We start from the raw sequence: 15,322 nt of genomic DNA on the forward strand, positions 1-15,322 counted from the left end.
TTTTTTTTCGAGCTCATTGAAGCAGATCGGGTGATTGCTTTCTGCCCTGTGGCAGGAAGAGGAAAGTCCGGGCTCCAAATAGCAGCGTAGCGGGTAATGCCCGTCCGCCGTGAGGCGAGGATAAGAGCCACAGAGACGAGTCCCTTTGTTTATCAAGGGGGGTGAAACGCGGCAATCTCTACGCGGAGCAAGTCCAAATAGGGAAGGAACCAGGAAAGTCCGGTACGTGCGGAACGACTGGTACGAGGCGGCTAGTCTCGTCAAACTTCCGGGTAGGCCGCAAGAGCCCCGCAGCAATGCCGGGCCAAGATGGATAATCACCTCCGCTTTATGCGGAACAGAACCCGGCTTACAGATCTGCTTCTGTGAGCTTTTTTATTGATACAGGACCTTGTCGGACGGATGGAAGAGATAATTTCAATAAAAGGTCTGCATCACGCATACCATAGCGGGAAAACGATTGTCGAGTCACTTAAAGGTGTTGATTTTTCCGTCAAACGTGGGGAGATATTTGGCTTCATAGGCCCCAACGGTGCAGGCAAGACCACTACCATAAAGCACTTACTCGGGATTCTGAAAGTGCAGCGGGGGGAGCTTGCCGTATTTTCCAAATCTCCTCAAGACGCCCAGACCCGCAGCCATATCGGCTACATGCCCGAAAGCTCGGATTATTACAGGTTCCTGACCCCGGTCGAGCTTTTAAGGATGTACGGCAATATTTTCGGTATAGAGAAGAAGACCCTTTCCGAGCGCATAAGAGAACTTCTTGCCGGGGTAGGCTTAGAAGAAGCATCCTCAAGACCGATGGGGACATTTTCAAAGGGCATGATGCAGAAAGTGAGTTTTGCCCAGGCGCTTATCAACGATCCTGATCTGCTGATCCTTGATGAGCCTACCGGGGGGCTTGATCCGGTAGCCAGGCGTAATATGCGCGAGGTGATACACAGTTTGCGTGAAGACGGGAAAACCGTTTTTTTCTCCTCCCATGAACTTTCCGAAGTCGAGCTTATAAGTGACAGGATAGCCGTTCTCAATAAAGGGCGCATCCTGGCAACTGGGCCTGTCGCGGAACTTATCGGCGCCAAGGGGCAGGCCCAGTCCCTGGAAAACTATTTTCTCGAAATGATAGGAGAATCCGAATGAGGGCCATCTGGGCGATAGCTTCATGTATGATAAAGCAGCTTATACGCAGAAAAGATTTCTATGTGCTCCTCATATTTCTGCTGGTACTTCTGGGGCTTTTATCTTCGCAGACTTTTTTCGCGCTGGAAGAGGTGTCCAGGTACATACGCGATTTCGGATATTTCATGGTGGTTTTCTTCTCGCTGATAATAGCAGTGACCTTCGCGGCAAAGCAGATCCCCGAAGAGATAGATAACAGGACGATCTATCCCCTGCTTGCCAAGCCTATCGACCGCGCTACTGTTATTCTGGGCAAGTATTGCGGTTCAGTTCTCGTGTCGGTCTTTTCATTCATGGTTTTCTATGCAGCATATCTTGTGTTCTACCTGACGAGCGGTACAGGCGGGAGCTTTGTTCTTGCCACGCAGGGGTTCTTAATGGGGGTTCTTTTCCTGTTTCTGGTCTCAGCGCTTGTTATTTTCTTCTCGAACTTCCTTACCACGTCGGCCAATATCACACTTTCTCTGTTGATATATATGCTGATATCCGGTTTTTCCGAGAGTCTCAGGGAGCTTGTTCTCTACTCAAAGGGGTTAATGGCTGCTGTAACATCCACTTTGTATTATATGATACCGCATTTTGACTTTTATGATATGCGCGTGAGAATAACCCATGCCTGGGACCCATTGCCTTTTTGGGTGATGGGGACTATAACTTTGTACACCCTTATATATAGTTCCATGCTTTTATATTTTGCGGGGCTTTTGTTCCGGAGGAGAAAACTTTGAAGATCAAAACCGTTATAGTGCTCCTCCTGTGGCTCGCTGGAACACTTCTATTTGCACCGAAAATAGATACTTATAGTTACGCGCACAGCCTTCCTGCCAGGACCTCAGACACTCCCGTTTTCCTGCAGTTACTCGGAGAAGCAAGGTCGATCGTGTCCAATCTTTCTCTTATCCAGGCTGATGTCTATTTCCACGGAGGAATTTACAAAGGCCAGTGCGGGCATATGTACAGGCAAAGCAAAGAGGTTGCCGGGGAAGAGGAGGAGCATAGGCCCCATGTGCACCACCACGAAGAAGATTCGGCGGATATAGCCCCGTACAATATCCTTCTAAGGGTTTCAGAGCAGGTTCGCATAACCGAGCATGTGCATCTTAAGGGTGACCAGCTCAAGGAGATCGTTCCCTGGCTTTACTACGCTTCCGAGATCGATCCACATAATGATCTGGCGTATACGCTGACCGGGTATTATCTGGCATACAGGCTTAACAGGGTCCAGCAGGGGCTTTCCTTCCTCAAGAAGGGCCTTGCCAACAATCCCGAATCATGGCGGTTGAATGCTGAAATTGGCCGATTGTACTTAACCAAGAAAGATGAGCCCGGGGTCGCCTTGCGTTATTTTGCCAGGGCGAAGAACCACCTGGGGAGAGCCCCGCACGATAAATTCCAGCAAAGATATGTACTTACCTATCTGGCGTACTGTTATGAACAGGTCGGGCAGGAAGATAAAGCCATTCCGCTATACCGGCAGCTACAAAGGATCTTCCCGGAGCAGGATTCTTTCCGGGAAAAGATACGAGAACTTTCTTCTCCATAGCGATAGCGGATTTTAATTAAATCATGGGAAAAGAGGTGAGACGGTGAAAACGTATCTCGAATGTATACCCTGTTTTTTGAGGCAAGCCCATGAAGCTGCCAAATTAGCCGGCGCAGATGAGCTGACGCAGAAACAGGTGATCGATGAGGTGTCCCGGCTTCTGCCGGAATTTCCGCTTAACGTGACCCCGCCCGAAATAGCACGGACCGTTTACGGTCTGGTCGAGGAGATCACAGGCGGAAAAGATGTTTACAAGAAAGTAAAGCAAAAAAGCAACCGGATGTCGATGGAGCTCTACTCACGGCTTAAAGACCAGATAGAAGGCTCTGACGACGTACTATTAAGCGCGGTACGGCTAGCGGTTGCGGGGAACGTTATAGATTATGGTGTTCCACATGCCTTTGATATCGAAAAAGAGATAGAAGAGTGTCTGGAGAAGGATTTTGCTATATTCGATTTCGAAGATTTTGCAAAAGCGGTGAAACGCTCAGATAATATCCTATATCTTCTTGATAACGCGGGTGAAATTGTCTTTGACAAGATCCTTGTTGAAGAGATCGATCGGGATATAGTCTGCGCGGTGAGAGGAAAACCCATCATAAACGATGTGACCATGGAAGACGCACGTGAAACGGGACTGGACAGGGTGGTGCCTGTTATATCCAGTGGATCGGATGTTCCCGGCACTGTGCCTTCCAGATGCAATGAAGAATTCCTTGAACTGTACAATAAGGCTGATCTCATTATCAGCAAGGGGCAGGGTAATTATGAGACCCTCGCAGATGAGTCCAAACCCATTTTTTTCATTTTCAAAGCCAAGTGTCCGGTGATCGCCCGTCATATCGGATGCGAAGTGGGGGATATCATCTTAAAGAAGCAACCCCTTATATGATATAATATTATAGGGGTGATTTAAGCATGATATCCGCTGAAAGACTCGAAAAAATATGGCGCGAGAAGCTCTCGCGAAGAGATTTCATAAGCAAATGCGTGGCTACAGGAGCCACTGTAGCCGCTTCAATGTATCTTTTTGATGCTCTTTCAAAATACGAGGCGTATGCTTCCGTGGGCGAGAAAAGGGGTATGAGAGAGGCCCTTTTCTACGAGAAGATAAGCGATGATATCGTAAGGTGCAAGCTTTGTCCTGAAGAGTGTGTTCTCTCCAACGGGCAGAGGGGGTTCTGCCGGGTGCGGGGCCCTGTAAAAGGTAAGTTATACAGCTTTGTCTATGAGCTTGTTTGCGCGATGCATGTGGATCCTATCGAGAAAAAACCCATGTTCCATGTATTGCCTGGTTCAAGGTCTTTTTCGATTGCTACAGCCGGATGCAATTCAAGATGTAAATTCTGCCAGAACTGGACCATTTCACAACGCCCTCCAGAACAGACGAATAACAGGGTATTGACCAAGGAGGGTCTCGTTGGTGCGGCTGTGATGAACGGTTGCTCCTCGATAGCCTATACTTACACTGAACCCATTGTTTTCTATGAATATACCGTTAATGCTTCCCGGGAGGCCCACAAAAAGGGGCTAAAGAACATAATCGTCACCGGAGGCAAGATCCGGTCAGAACCCCTGAAAATGATGTGTAAGACCATCGATGCGGCTAATGTCGATCTTAAGGGATTTGATAGAAAATACCTTAAAGAGGTCTGCGCGCAGGACTTGGATAATATCCTTCAGACACTTGTTATCCTCAAGAAGCATGGCGTATGGGTCGAGATAACCAATCTTATAGTACCGACATTAAATGACGATATGAATGATATCCGGCGCATGGTCAGGTGGATAAAAGATAACCTCGGAGAGGGGGTCCCAGTTCATTTTTCGCGGTTCTGGCCACAGTATAAATTAAGGTCCCTTTATCCCACGCCGGTATCCACGTTGAAACAGGCTAGGGAAATAGCCATGGAAGAAGGCCTCAAATACGTTTATATAGGGAACGTGCCACAAACAGCAAGCGAGAGCACCATATGCCCTGGCTGCGGCAGGGTCATAATAAAAAGGATTGGTTACAAGGTTCTGGAAAATCACGTTGTTAACGGTAAATGCAAGTTCTGCGGCTGTCAAATAGAAGGGATCTGGAGCTAACAGCCTGATCATTCCGATATGGATTTTAAGAAGACAGTTATTCTTTCCATTGTCCTGGCGGGTGCTTCCGCCATGGCTTCTCAGATAGTCCTGATGAGGGAATTCCTCGTTGTTTTTTACGGTAACGAAGTATCCGTGGGACTTATACTCGCCAGCTGGCTGGTATGGGGCTCTTTCGGCAGCGCATTGCTGGGCAGGTACTCAGACCGTATACAAAGCAGGGTAACTGTCTTTTCGCTTTGCCAGTTGGCCCTCGCTTTTATCTTTCCGCTGACATTGCTCGCTGTAAGGTCCGTCAAGAATCTTTTAGGCATAACTACAGGAGAGATCATAGGGTATCCCCCGATGCTGCTCTCGACCTTTCTGGTTCTTTGGCTACCCTGTATGGTCATGGGCTTCATGTTCAGTCTGGCATGCCGTCTTTATAGCGATCACGCGGCCTCATCAGAAGAGAGTATAGCGCGCGTATATATTTACGAGGCGATGGGGGCCCTTTCCGGGGGGCTCCTGGTAAGTTATTTCCTTATACGATACATGAGCGCTACCTCCATATTATTCTTGCTTTCGTTGCTAAATCTCTCGGCATCTTTGTTCATGCAGCGATACAGAAAGAACAAGGCTTTTAAAAAGACCCTTCTTGTTATCACAGCTTTTTTTCTCATCTGCGGGATCTTTTCTTCTTTTATTGGAGCAAGTTCCTTCTTCAGGCAGTTCTCGCTGGAGCAGCTCTGGTCGGGCTTTGAGGTACTTGGTTCCAAAGATTCGATTTACGGCAATATCACTGTCACCAAAAGGGGAGAGCAGAGGTCCTTCTACGGGAACGGTCTGCACCTGTATACCGTTCCGGATAAGCTTTACGCCGAGGAATCCGTTCATTTCGTTCTTTTGCAGACAGAAGCTCCTCGCCGTGTGCTTCTTATCGGCGGAGGTGTAGGGGGGCTTCTGGAAGAGGTCCTGAAATACCCGGTTGAAAAGGTGGACTATGTGGAGCTCGACCCCACAATTATCCGGATGGCGAGAAAATACCTGAAAGAAGCGGATGCAAAAGTCCTGAACGATGCGAGCGTGAACATCATACACCGGGATGGACGTTTTTTCGTTAAAAAGAAACCCCATAAATATGATTGCGTGATCATTTCCCTGGGGGACCCTTATACCGCTCAGATCAACAGGTTCTATACCGTGGAGTTCTTCAGTGAGCTCAAGAATATCCTTTCACCGAACGGGGTATGCGGCTTTGCCCTTACTTCCTCGGAAAACTATATAAGCTCGGAGCTCAAGCAGTACCTCAGATCCATTTACCTGAGCGCCAAAAAGGTTTTTTCGAATGTTCTCGTGATCCCGGGAGATACAGCTTATTTCCTGCTCAGAGATAAGAAGCCTCTTACACATGACACCGATATTCTTACCCGAACGATGGATAAATGGGGTATCGAAACCGCATATTTCCGGGATTATTACCTTCAGTTTAAGCTCTCAGATGAAAGAACGGAATATATGCGTGAAGCGGTTCAACAGGACGGGAGAGCCAGACTTAACAGGGATTTCAGGCCCGTATCGTATTATTATGCTACTGTATTCTGGGGGACCCAGTTCGAGATGCCTTTTTTCAGGCATCTTTTGCGCTCGATAAGGACGGAGAACGTATGGCTTGCCGCGGTTCTTTTTTGTGCAGGCGTGCTGATCTTCGGTCTTCTGAGCGGAGACAGACTGGCCAAGCGCGGTGCGCTTCTTGCGATAATGACCACTGGATTTGCCGAGATCATATTTCAGATAACGGTGATATTGTCTTTTCAGGTTGTTTACGGTTATGTCTTTTATAAATTAGGAATAATCATCACTTCTTTCATGATTGGTCTTGCTCTTGGCGGCTGGTTAATAGCACGGCGAATAAACGCCCTTGAGGATGATATGAAGATCTTCGTCAGGACACAGTTCAGTATTTGCCTTTATCCGCTTTTGCTGCCTGTCGTTTTCCTGGCGTTCTCAGCGGCTGGAGCGGGAATTTTATCCTGGCTTGGATCGAACGTCATCTTTCCATTCCTGCCGGTTATAGCCGGGATCATAGGAGGGATACAGTTCCCTCTGGCGAACAAGATCTATATGCAGGATCGCAGTGAGATAGGCCGCACAGCTGGGTTGAGTTACGGCTTGGACCTCTTAGGCGCCTGCGTGGGAGCCCTGCTAGCGGCCGCGTTCCTGGTGCCAGTGCTGGGGATTTTCGGGACGTGTTTTCTGACCGCCCTGATCAATGTTACAGTGCTGGCACTGCTTCTTTTATCATACATCCGGAAATAGCTTTGCGCTATTCCTAATATATTTGCATTTTCCTGGCAGAGTGATGTATATTATATTTAATATTGCCGCTTAGAAGTAGATCTTACAGGATATAATTCCCGGAGGTAAATATGCCCAAGGTACTCGTAGTTGACGATGAACGGTCCATCCGTGACGTTTTGCGGATATTTCTGGAGAAGAAAGGTTTTGATGTTACCTGCATCGATGACGGCAGCAAAGCTTTGAGTATCATAGATTCAGGCGAAGAGTACGATATCATATTACTTGATAACAGGATGCCCGGGCTCAAGGGCTTTGAGGTTCTGGAGGAGATGAGGAAAAAGCAGACAGACATTCCTGTTATTCTTCTCACCGGTTCTGTGGGCGTGAATGACGATATACCCTCCACAAGAGCGGTTTTGAGAAAGCCGATAGATCTCAACACGCTCATAGATACGATAAATGATATTTTGAATGGCTGATCCTGCAGTTACTGTGCACCAGATTCTTCCGGGGACGTTTTTCCTTAAGCGGTCATTCCACGGTCATATCTCATAAGGCCCCTAAGAGTACTTGTTTGACTGTTGTATTAACCTGACTTACATTGTATAATTGTCACATTGTTAACAGTAAATGACAGAAAGGCAGATATGTTTGATCTAAGTAAATTGGGCGACATGACGAAGATTGCCGACCAGGCTAAAAAGGTGCAGGCGAGCCAGGAAAGATCTCAGAGAGAACAGATCGAGCTGCTTAAGAGAATCTCTTCCCAGCTTGAGGAAATATCGAACCTTTTGAAGGGAAAACAATAAACACAGAGATGCAATGGTCCCATCCAGCATAACCGAGAACGTAAGAACGATTCTTAACGAACTCCCCCAAGGGGTTCAGCTCGTTGCGGCCGCCAAATCCCGGACGGCCGAAGAAGTGAGAGAGGCTATAGACGCCGGGGTCGGGATAATAGGTGAAAATTACGTGCAGGAGGCTGTCAAGGCTCTTAGAGCAATTGAAAAACCGGTTAAATGGCATTTTATAGGCCACTTGCAGAAGAATAAGATAAACAAGGCCATTAAGCTTTTCGATATGATAGAGACGATCGATTCTCTGGAGCTTGCCCAAGAGCTTGACAAGAGATGCTTCTCATCCGGTAAGGTGATGGATGTGCTGATAGAGGTCAATAGCGGCAAGGAACCCCAGAAATACGGCATATTCCCGGAGGATGTGCTTTCTTTTGCGAAAGAGATCGCGCGTCTTGGCAATATCCGGTTAAAGGGGCTGATGACGATGGGGCCATTCTCTGGAGATCCGGAACAGGCGCGACCGTTCTTCACGGAAACACGAAAAGCTTTCGAGGAATTGAAAGAGGCCTCCCTGCCACGGGTAGAAGCAGTGTATTTGTCCATGGGTATGACGAATTCCTACCAGGTGGCTATAGAGGAGGGGGCGAACTTAGTAAGGATCGGCACCAAAATATTCGGAGAGAGGGATGTACGTTAAAGTTCTTTATGATGCCAAGGCCAAGAGAGGTCTGCTTTCAGGCAGGGGGTTTGCCTGTTTGATAGATAATAAGATACTATTCGATGCCGGAGGCGATCCTGAGGCTTTGGTCGAGAACATGGACAGGCTGATGGTCTCCATACCGGAGCTTGAAGCGGTCGTTATCTCAAGTGACAAATGGGATCATACAGGCGGCCTGTGGGAAGTTCTCAAGCGCAAGAAAGGTCTTAAGGTATACGCATGCCCAGTATTCAGCGAAACTTTCAAGAACTGCGTCAAGGAATTGGGAGGCGAACTGATACTTGTCGAGGGCCCTACCAGTATTACGGAGAATATCCATGTTACCGGGGCCATAGAGGCCAGGCATAATGAAACCGTGATACATGAACAGGCCCTTGTAGTTAACGGCGAAAAAGGCGTGTCACTGATCAATGGCTGTTCCGACGCGGGTATATTGAACGTTATACAAACAGTTAAAGCCCGGATGGACATTGACAAGATGTACATGGTAATCGGCGGGTTCCGTCTTGAGAGCGAAGAACGGGACGATATAGCAGCTACCATTGCCAGGCTTGAATCAATGGGGGTTGAGAAGATAGGTCCTACACATTCTACGGAGGATAAGGTCAACAGGATATTCAGCGGAAAATACCACGGGAATTTCATTCCCGTGATGGCCGGTCACATTATTCAGCTTTAACAGAGGAGAGAGGAAGATATTCTATGAACAAGTTACCGGAAGGGGTGCGTGACATTATAATAATCGGTGGGGGGCCCGCGGGACTGACAGCCGGTCTCTATGCCGCGCGGGCGGGCATGGATGTTCTTCTAGTGGAAAGCATGAGCGTTATCGGGCAGCTTACGATGACCGAGACAGTCGAGAATTATCCCGGCATAGAGAAGATCGGCGGATTCGAGCTCGTCTCCGCATTTAAGAAGCAGGCCCAGTCTTTCGGACTTGAAAACATGATGGGAACTGTTAAAGGCGTTGAGGCCGGACAGAAGCAGGGATTGCCTCTGTGGAAAGTCCACGATGAAAATGCTGTTCATGAGGCGTTGTCGATCATAGTCACCAGTGGGGCCAGGCCGAAAAAACTGGAAGTAGCCGGAGAAACAGAGTTCTTGGGCAAAGGCGTATCCTATTGCGCTACATGCGACGGAGCATTCTTCCGTGAAAAGGACATCGTTGTTGTCGGCGGTGGGGATGCCGCTGTCGAAGAAGCGCTTTTTCTGACAAAATTCGGGAAAAAGGTGACCCTGGTTCACCGCAGAAACCGTCTTAGAGCCGCACGGGTCTTGCAACAGAGGGCTCTGAACAATGATAAGATGGATTTTGTATGGGAGTCGGTGGTTGAAAGAATAAACGGGAAAGATGCAGTTGAAAGTATTACACTGAAGAACAGGAGCACCGGAAAGAATTCGGAATTACCCTGTAACGGTGTCTTCATATTCGTCGGGTGGCATCCTAATACGGAATTTCTCGGCGACAAGGTCGATATGAACGACCGTGGTGCTATAACAGTAGACAGCAACATGAGAACTTCCAGAGATGGTATTTTTGCCGCAGGTGACTGCACTAGCAAGCTTTTGCATCAGGTAGTCACTGCCTGCGGGGACGGAGCGACCGCCGCGTATGCGTCGCAGCAATACGTGGAAGAGCTCAAGGGTGTAGCTTATAAGTAAAGGAGGATATACATGCGTTCAGACAAAATGAAAAAAGGGATAGAAAGAGCTCCACACAGATCTCTGTTTAAAGCTCTTGCCTTTACGGACGAGGAGCTTAATCGCCCCATAATAGGCATAGCCAATTCAGCCAGTGAAGTGATACCGGGACATAATCACCTGAGAGATATCGGCGAATCGGCGAAGGCCGGGATCCGAATGGCGGGAGGAACACCCATGGAATTCAATACCATAGGTGTTTGTGACGGTATCGCGATGGGGCATCAGGGTATGAAGTATTCTCTTCCTTCAAGGGAGCTTATAGCAGATTCGGTCGAAATAATGGCAACAGCATATCCCATAGATGGTCTTATATGCATATGTGATTGCGACAAGATCGTTCCGGGGATGATGATGGCTATGCTGAGGGTCAACGTGCCGGCTATTCTTGTTAGTGGGGGGCCGATGATGGCCGGATGTGTTAACAAAGAGGCGATCGATCTCATATCCGTCTTTGAGGGTATAGGCGCTCTTGCATCGAAGAAGATAAACGAGGAGGTCCTCAAACAGCTTGAGAATGAGGCCTGTCCGGGATCCGGTTCCTGTTCGGGCATGTTCACGGCTAATTCGATGAACTGTCTGAGCGAAGCGCTAGGCTTAAGTCTGCCTGGTAATGGGACAATACCTGCGGTTATGGCTAAAAGACTTCGCCTGGCGAAGTCTGCCGGAATGAAGATCCTGGAACTTGTTGAGAAGAACATCAGGCCTCGTGATATTGTCACCCAAAGCAGTTTGGTCAATGCCATTACCGTCGAAATGGCGCTTGGAAGCTCGACGAATACGGTTCTTCATCTTCCGGCGATAGCCAACGAAGCGGGGATAAAGCTTGATCTTGACCTTTTCAATAAGATCAGCGAGCGCACTCCCAATCTTTGCCGTATTTCGCCTGCTGGATCGCAGCATCTGCAGGATCTGGACGCGGCAGGCGGTATACCGGCTGTGATGTCCGAGCTCAATAAAAAGGCGCTATTGGACACCGGTGCGGTCACAGTGACCGGGGCGAAGCTCAAAGATACTATTGATTCGGCAGAGAACATGGATCCGGAGGTCATCCGTCCAATTGATTCACCGTACACGCCGGATGGCGGATTATGTATACTGTTCGGTAATCTTGCCACAGCGGGTGCGGTCGTCAAAAAATCCGCGGTCGATGAGAGCATGCTCGTTCATGAGGGTCCAGCGCGTGTCTTTGATTCTGAAGATGATGCGATGAAGGCGATAATGAGCGCCCAGATCAAAAAAGGCGACGTGGTGGTTATCCGTTATGAAGGTCCTAAAGGCGGTCCGGGAATGCGCGAGATGCTTGGGCCGACCTCTGCCATAGCCGGTGAGGGGCTGGATAAGGACGTCGCACTTATCACTGACGGCAGGTTCTCCGGGGGAACGCGCGGGGCGGCCATAGGTCATATTTCGCCTGAAGCTCAGGACGGCGGGGTTATAGCCGTCGTAAAGGAGGGTGACAGGATAAGGATAGACATACCAAACAAGAAACTTGAACTGATGTTGGATGAGGCGGAGATATCCAAAAGGCTGAAAGCATGGGAACAGCCTGAATACAAGGTCAAGGAAGGGTATCTTTACAGGTATGCCAAGCAGGTTACCTCCGCATCCACCGGGGCGATATTCAAAAGCGACTGATCCGGTTTGAGCATATGGATGATTTCAAATATTGCCCCATGTGCAGGGCTTCGCTCAGGAAAGAACATATCGACGGTCGGCAGAGACTCGTCTGCGAAGAATGTGGATGGATCAACTACAAAAACCCGTTGCCCGTAGTTGTCTGCCTAGTTTCTGATCGTGAGGGAAGGGTGCTTCTTGTAAAAAGAGGAGTGGAACCCTGCAAGGGGTATTGGGCATTGCCTGGAGGCTTCATTGAAAGCGGTGAAACCATCCCGGAAGCAGGCAAACGAGAACTTTTGGAAGAAACCGGTATCTCAGGCAACCCTGGACGATTAGTAGGCGCTCATGAACATAAAAGCCCTTTATACGGCTCGATCCTTGTCCTTGGAATGGAGTTTACAGCGGATAACAGACAGATCACACCTGGTGATGATGCCGCTGAGGCGAAATTCGCTTCTGCTCAGGATCTTCCGGAGATACCCTTTAGGTCACATATTTCACTTATCAGGGAATTTTTCTCCTCTTGATATTGTAAACCCAAACTGGTAGAATAGTTTACAATATGAAGGATCCTACGATAAATGATATCATATCCATGCCCCTTGAGGAGCTTTTCGGACATGCCAATAAGGTAAGAACAGAGTGGTGCGGTGGTTCTGTCGAACTATGCGGCATCATTAACGCGAAATCAGGCAGATGCGCTGAAAATTGCAGCTTCTGCGCGCAGTCGGCGAGATATAATGCTTCCGTGAATGAATATTCCTTAAAAACTAGCGACGAGATCGTTCGAGCTTCCCGGAAAGCCCTTAAAAATGGCGCCAGCCATTTTGGGATCGTCACCAGTGGGAATGCGCTTACCGAAGAAGAGCTTGGAACGGTAGCCGAAGCTATACGGAGGATAGTTGTCGAGGTTGGTATTGTCCCTTGCGCTTCTTTAGGCGCGCTCAGTATAGAGGCCTTTTCGTTTTTGAAGTCAGCCGGTCTAAAGAGGTACCATCATAATATCGAAACTTCCCGAAGGTATTATCCTTCTATAGTGACGACTCATGGTTTCTCCCAGAGGGTGGAAACAATAAGGGCTGCCCAAAAAGCGGGTCTGGAAGTCTGTTCAGGCGGCATACTTGGTCTTGGCGAGACCTGGGAAGATCGATATGATATGGCTGTGTTTCTTAAAGAGCTTGAGGTGGATTCAGTGCCTGTTAATTTCCTGATACCGATGAACGGGACGCCCCTTGGGCGGGTCAAGCCGATGAAACGCGCGGATGCCATACGCGCCATAGCTCTTTTCAGGATCATCCTTAAACAGAAACCGATAAAGGTGATCGCCGGCAGGGAGTCCATCTTTAAAGATGAGCAGGAGATGATCTTTAAGGCCGGGGCGAACGGTATGATGGTAGGAGGGTATCTGACCGTATCGGGAAGACAGGTTGAATTGGACAGGCAGCTTGTATCAAGGATAAAGGGATCATGGTCAAGAGGATAGCGGATCATTTAAAAAGACTTGAAGAGGGTAGTTCCCTGCGTTCGCTTACCAGGCTTAGTCCTGACAAGAGGGGCGAGATCGTTGTGGGGCCCAAGCGTTACGTTAATCTTTCTTCTAATGATTATCTGGGCCTGGCCTCGCATCGGTCGCTGGCAAAGGCAGCACAAGAGGCCCTTTCTCCCGTGGTTAGTGCCACTGCCTCAAGACTCATGACCGGAAGCACTGAACTTCACCATGCGCTTGAAGAGAGAACGGCAATATTCAAGCAGAAAGAGGCAGCCCTCGTATTCAATTCCGGTTATCAGGCAAACGTGGGTATAATAAGTTCGATTCTTGGCAGAGGCGACTGTGTTTTCTCTGACAGGCTTAATCATGCGAGCATAATTGACGGGATACGGCTTTCCGGGGCCAGGCTTTTCCGTTTCCGGCACAATGATCCAGAACACCTTGAATGCCTTTTGCATGAACACAGAAAGGAATACCGGGATGCACTGATAGTCACAGAGACGGTTTTCAGCATGGATGGGGACGTAGCCCCCTTGAAACATATCCTAAAATTGAAAAAAGCGTATGATTGTTTGCTGATGGTGGATGAAGCTCATGCCACCGGCATATTCGGTCCAGGAGGAAGCGGAATGACTGAGCAGGAAGGGATAACCGGAGACGTCGATATAATCATGGGCACTTTCAGCAAGGCCCTGGCTGGGTTCGGCGCTTACGCAGCTGTTTCGGACATTATGCGATCATACCTGATAAATACATGTAGAAGCTTTATTTATTCAACCGCGCTGCCCCCGGCAGTAATCGCATCGAATATAGCCGCCATGGAGATCATAGAGAAAGAGCCCCACAGAAGGAGAGAACTTCTGGAAAGGGCAGATTATCTCCGGAAACGACTTAGGGATAAGGGCTATACAGTATTTGGAAGATCTCAGATAATACCGCTGGTTGTAAAAGAGAACCAGCGTGCGGTGATGCTCAGTGACAGATTGCGGAAGAAAGGTTTTTGGGTAATGCCCGTAAGGCCTCCTACGGTCCCCAAAAACAGCGCAAGGTTGCGCATTTCTGTAACGTATGACCATTCCAGGGATGTCTTGGACAGGCTCGTTGAGGCTTTGAGCGGGATCTAAAAGGTACAGATCATGGATAAGAAAATAATTCAAGGAAATTTTTCCAGGAACGCTCCTCGCTACGAAGATCATGCTTCGGTTCAGAGGCAGTGTGCCAGGATACTTGTGGATTCACTTAAGGGGAAAGAGTACCCGAACATACTGGAGATTGGCTGCGGCACCGGTATATACACGCGTTTATTGCGCAGCACTAATAAAGAAGCACGCATAACGGCCGTAGATATATCTCCTGATATGATAAATATCGCGAAGGAGAGGATGCAAGACGATAAAATAGTGTATTTGACCGAAGACGGGGAAAATATTGATCTTGATGCGGATTTCGAACTGGTTACCTCCAATGCGAGTTTCCAGTGGTTCGAGGATCTGCACAAAGCGATGGCCATGTTCACTGGACATCTGAAGAAAGGCGGCCTATTGTGTTTTTCCATGTACGGGCCTGACACTTTCCATGAATTCAAGAAGGTATTAAACAAGCATTACGGCAGCAGAAAATGGTTGAGTTCAAGCCGGTTCATCCCTTTCGGAACGGTCAAGGCTGTTATGGACAAATATTTTTCGAGAGTTGAACTCTCAGAAAAGCATTTTGAAGTTGAATTCATCTCCTTGTGGGACATGCTGAAGGATATTAAGCACAGCGGTACCCGCGGGGAAGGGCTCGGCAGGAGCACTTTCTTGGGCAGGTACGGCTTGCGGGAAATGGAGAAGACATATATGGAGAAATACGGACGTATAGTAGCGACACACCATGTCTTCTTCTGCAAAGCGCAAATGTGA

At 48.5% G+C, this 15,322-nt stretch carries 16 protein-coding genes and 1 other RNA gene; all 17 read left to right on the forward strand.

Translation table 11 applies throughout. The features are described from left to right. Window positions 1-18: 18 nt before the first annotated feature. The 17 genes from rnpB (at window position 19) to bioC (ending at window position 15,322) form a co-directional block, all read left to right on the forward strand. Window positions 19-368, forward strand: an RNA gene (rnpB, locus tag GF409_08680) — RNase P RNA component class A. A gap of 34 nt (window positions 369-402) precedes the next feature. Further along, the gene (locus GF409_08685) at window positions 403-1,143 is read left to right on the forward strand and encodes an ATP-binding cassette domain-containing protein (GenBank protein ID MBD3427275.1); all 741 of its coding nucleotides are present in this window, start codon (window positions 403-405) and stop codon (window positions 1,141-1,143) included. Continuing rightward, entirely contained in the window at window positions 1,140-1,910 is a 771-nt protein-coding gene (locus GF409_08690) for an ABC transporter permease subunit (GenBank protein MBD3427276.1), read from the forward strand. Before GF409_08685 ends, GF409_08690 begins: the two co-directional genes overlap by 4 nt. Next, entirely contained in the window at window positions 1,907-2,725 is an 819-nt protein-coding gene (locus GF409_08695) for a hypothetical protein (protein ID MBD3427277.1), read from the forward strand. Before GF409_08690 ends, GF409_08695 begins: the two co-directional genes overlap by 4 nt. Before the next feature lie 43 nt (window positions 2,726-2,768). After that, window positions 2,769-3,617, forward strand: a complete 849-nt coding sequence (locus tag GF409_08700; protein MBD3427278.1) for a DUF89 family protein — start codon at window positions 2,769-2,771, stop codon at window positions 3,615-3,617. 26 nt (window positions 3,618-3,643) lie between these two features. Continuing rightward, window positions 3,644-4,816: an AmmeMemoRadiSam system radical SAM enzyme gene (amrS, locus tag GF409_08705; protein MBD3427279.1), complete on the forward strand. Its 1,173-nt coding sequence runs from the start codon at window positions 3,644-3,646 to the stop codon at window positions 4,814-4,816. An 18-nt stretch (window positions 4,817-4,834) separates the two neighbouring features. Next, entirely contained in the window at window positions 4,835-7,114 is a 2,280-nt protein-coding gene (locus GF409_08710; protein MBD3427280.1) for a hypothetical protein, read from the forward strand. Window positions 7,115-7,224: 110 nt separating this feature from the next. Beyond that, complete coding sequence (locus GF409_08715) at window positions 7,225-7,575, forward strand: response regulator (protein ID MBD3427281.1); 351 nt, start codon at window positions 7,225-7,227, stop codon at window positions 7,573-7,575. 168 nt (window positions 7,576-7,743) lie between these two features. Next, window positions 7,744-7,905: a hypothetical protein gene (locus GF409_08720; GenBank protein MBD3427282.1), complete on the forward strand. Its 162-nt coding sequence runs from the start codon at window positions 7,744-7,746 to the stop codon at window positions 7,903-7,905. A gap of 13 nt (window positions 7,906-7,918) precedes the next feature. Beyond that, the gene (locus GF409_08725) at window positions 7,919-8,590 is read left to right on the forward strand and encodes a YggS family pyridoxal phosphate-dependent enzyme (GenBank protein ID MBD3427283.1); all 672 of its coding nucleotides are present in this window, start codon (window positions 7,919-7,921) and stop codon (window positions 8,588-8,590) included. Then, window positions 8,580-9,290 (forward strand): hypothetical protein, encoded by a 711-nt coding sequence (locus tag GF409_08730; protein MBD3427284.1) that lies wholly within the window; start codon window positions 8,580-8,582, stop codon window positions 9,288-9,290. The genes GF409_08725 and GF409_08730 overlap by 11 nt, the downstream gene beginning before the upstream one ends. Window positions 9,291-9,313: 23 nt before the next feature. Further along, window positions 9,314-10,273: a thioredoxin-disulfide reductase gene (trxB, locus tag GF409_08735; GenBank protein ID MBD3427285.1), complete on the forward strand. Its 960-nt coding sequence runs from the start codon at window positions 9,314-9,316 to the stop codon at window positions 10,271-10,273. Window positions 10,274-10,285: 12 nt separating this feature from the next. Next, on the forward strand, window positions 10,286-11,950 hold the full coding sequence (ilvD, locus tag GF409_08740; GenBank protein MBD3427286.1) for a dihydroxy-acid dehydratase: 1,665 nt from the start codon (window positions 10,286-10,288) through the stop codon (window positions 11,948-11,950). Window positions 11,951-11,964: 14 nt separating this feature from the next. Beyond that, the gene (locus tag GF409_08745) at window positions 11,965-12,459 is read left to right on the forward strand and encodes an NUDIX domain-containing protein (protein MBD3427287.1); all 495 of its coding nucleotides are present in this window, start codon (window positions 11,965-11,967) and stop codon (window positions 12,457-12,459) included. A gap of 35 nt (window positions 12,460-12,494) precedes the next feature. Next, window positions 12,495-13,415: a biotin synthase BioB gene (bioB, locus tag GF409_08750; GenBank protein MBD3427288.1), complete on the forward strand. Its 921-nt coding sequence runs from the start codon at window positions 12,495-12,497 to the stop codon at window positions 13,413-13,415. Then, window positions 13,400-14,545: an 8-amino-7-oxononanoate synthase gene (gene bioF / locus GF409_08755; protein MBD3427289.1), complete on the forward strand. Its 1,146-nt coding sequence runs from the start codon at window positions 13,400-13,402 to the stop codon at window positions 14,543-14,545. Before bioB ends, bioF begins: the two co-directional genes overlap by 16 nt. 12 nt (window positions 14,546-14,557) lie before the next feature. Beyond that, window positions 14,558-15,322, forward strand: a complete 765-nt coding sequence (gene bioC / locus GF409_08760; protein MBD3427290.1) for a malonyl-ACP O-methyltransferase BioC — start codon at window positions 14,558-14,560, stop codon at window positions 15,320-15,322.

It is taken from the genome of Candidatus Omnitrophota bacterium (assembly GCA_014728045.1).
Lineage (GTDB): Bacteria > Omnitrophota > Gorgyraeia > Tantalellales > Tantalellaceae > WJMH01.